This window comes from Candidatus Omnitrophota bacterium, assembly GCA_030688425.1.
Lineage (GTDB): Bacteria > Omnitrophota > Gorgyraeia > Zapsychrales > JANLHA01 > JAUYIB01.
Genome location: JAUYIB010000006.1, coordinates 1 through 2,904, shown reverse-complemented (window position 1 = coordinate 2,904; position 2,904 = coordinate 1). Strand labels below are relative to the sequence as shown.

General features: G+C 58.1%; 1 protein-coding gene. It reads right to left on the bottom strand.

Features of this window, described 5'->3' with window-relative positions; translation table 11 throughout:
• Window positions 1-1,417: 1,417 nt before the first annotated feature.
• Complete coding sequence (locus Q8Q08_00045; GenBank protein ID MDP2652409.1) at window positions 1,418-2,644, bottom strand: IS110 family transposase; 1,227 nt, start codon at window positions 2,642-2,644, stop codon at window positions 1,418-1,420.
• Between the last annotated feature and the right edge of the window lie 260 nt (window positions 2,645-2,904).

Genomic DNA, 2,904 nt, shown 5'->3' with positions numbered 1-2,904 from the left:
TCAGCACTCTCGATAAACGGCTGGTACGCAAGCCCGCTTTGGGGGACCGCATCATTGCCGCCGCTCAGTGCGCCTGAGCTTTGAGATACCCGGTCGGTTTCATGAAAATACCCTTCGGCAACCGACGTTTGACGCCGAGGCTGGTTTACCTTCTCTTTTTAAAGATTCATCCGAATGCGCCGATCTCTTCTGCGAGGGGTTTCGCCGGGTGGCATTCCCCTTGCTCTATGAGGGAGTCGCAATGGAAGTTAACGGCGTTCTCCCAATCTCAGCGCAACCCGTCCCGGAAGGCCAAGAGGTCACGCGCCCCAACCGAGAAGGCGGCGACGCCGTGGCGTTTGCGGCATTGTTATATCTGATTCTCGGAACGCCTCAGGCCGGGATCAGCTCGGCAGAGCCAGAGGGAATGAAGGCCGGTGAAACGGAGTCATCCGCTTCAGGCGCAATGCCGATTCGGAAAGGTTCCGGCGCGCTCATCGCAAATAGCGGGCTTGACTCTTCGACTCGACCCTCGGCCTGGGCTGAAGGCTCTGGCTCAGGATTTAGCCCCTCGGGCGTGCTGGAAAGTGTCACCCGCCTGCCAGGCGGCGGGCAGGCGGGCTTGCCCGTGGGGCTCCACGGTGCGATTACCGATGGGTCAACCCCCAAGTCCGCCGCGGTCGCAGTTGAAATTGATGCGTCGATCGGCGGTGGTCGAGTCGACCCGGGAGCGGTGAGTGAGATCAACCGAGATCCGATCGAAGCTTTAACGGCACAAGCGAGCGCTGCCGGCCAAGAGTCCACGGTACCGAATGACGGGACAAGTCTTACCCGGGAGCCGGCCGCCGGCGCGCCGATCCGCGTTGCGGCTGATGAGGTAGAAACCGATCCGCAAGTCGAACCGGGCCGAGCACCTGCGAAATTCGCGCTGGCGGAGGGCAACGTCATTAGGCGGGGCTCTGTCATCAGCATTGAACCCTTCGACCAGGCTCAGGGCAAGCCCGGAACCCGGAATATTGAACGGGAGGGAACGGGCGGCTCCGTCGGGCACGACTATGCCGTCAAAATCGAAACCGGTCCCGGAAAAGTTGAACAGCTGACAACGACCAGCGCGACCGGGCAGATCGTTGCGAGCGGCAATCTTTCAAACCATGTAGAGCCGGAACTGATGACCGGGCCAGCCGGCAAGAACCATCCCGACCTGAGAACCGGCGGGCAATTTGAACTTGATATAACGGCCAACGGGCCGGCCCGCCTGCCTGGCCGCGGGCAGGCAATCGATTCGCAGGCAACTCCGGCGCAAGGTCATGAACGACAGGCGCTGACGGCTAGTACCATCGGGCGCGACTCTGCTATCAACATTGAACCCTTCGACCAGGCTCAGGGTAGACTTTCTATGAGACTTGTCAAGTCCCCTGTTTATTTTATTTATTTTTTTTCACGCCGCCTGGCGCATCCTCTGTCGTGCAATGTTCGCCAAGTGATAATTCTCGTCGTAAGGTTTATGGTCTCTCCACATCACAAAAATAATCTTCAGCCACTTGGCCCCCAAAGCCCTAAGCGCTTGGGGATGGCGGTGTCCGGCGGCCCGTTGATCTCGATAGTATCGATTCGCCCACTCACAGCGATTGAGCGAGGCAAAGGCAAACAGATATGCGGCATGGCGCAGATGCTTGTTACAGGCAAAACGAAACTGCACGACATGGCTTTTGCCGCTCGATCGGGTCACCGGGACTACTCCCGCCTCGGCCTGAAGGTGTGGGAAGGACTCCCAGCGATCCTGGGCGTCTCCCATCTCCGCCCAGATCATTGGCACCAGGGTGCCGCTCTTTCCTGCCGGCAGTGTGCGAGCAATCTCAGCTGCCGGCATAGAGGCGAAAAAACGCTCGACCCTCTCGTTGTAGGTCTTAACCGCTGCAAGCGAGGGCTTAAGCTGCTCAAGCAGCACCTCGACCAACTGCGCCTTGGCTCTGACCACGTGTTGGGGAACCATGAGCTGGGGCTTGTTAAGCTTCTCCCACAGCTCATCACAGCGCGCCTTGCCGAGATGATGGTGGTGGGTGGCGAAACGGTTCCACTGCTTACGTTTAAGCTCACTGAGGGCCGCCGGGGTCGGATACGCTTTGAGAAAATCCTGGGCGATCTGACTGTCCAGGTCGCCAAAGACCTCCAGGGGCCGAGGATAGTACTCCTTGAGGGTGATCTTAAGCTGATTGAGAAGCCGAGTGTTGTGGCGCACGACTCGGCGCTGATCGCGGGTGAGCAGCTTAAGCTCTTGAGCCTGCTCGGAACTCGGTCGCAGGGGTCTCAAGTGCACATGGTCGGTTCTGAGAAACTCCGACAATACCCGGGCATCAAACGGATCGCTCTTCGATTGACTCATGCGATAGCGGTCTCGCACCCGATCCAGGGCCTTGGGATTAACGGGATAGACCTCTACGCCATGATCCAAAAGAAAATCCACGATGCGCCCGTGTGGCTTCTCTATGGCCGCCCAAAGCTCGATCCCCGCGGCCCGACGCTCATCGAGCCAGCGTCCCAACTGCGCCATCCCTTCAGGAATCTCTTGCACCTTCATCTCGGCTATCTTTCCTCCCTGCTCATCCCCCACGTACACCTGGTGCTCTCGGTCCGCCCAATCCACTCCCACATAATATCGCTCCACTCTCTTTTCCTCCTCTTTCGTTATGTACTTCCAATTCCAATAGCGGTGAACGGAATGTTCGCCTTATATCGGTCCTCACCCAAGGGACAACTTTCTATTGAACCTCTTGTTCCGTTCTCTCGCTGGTCGGGACAGTCTGTGCGAGATCCTCCGGGGGATCAGGCAGGCATGGTCCTCACCCAGCAAGCTGTTGAAATCGGTGTCACATAAACATGATCTCCAATATGATAATTTGCAACAGACCTAATATAAGGCAGGCA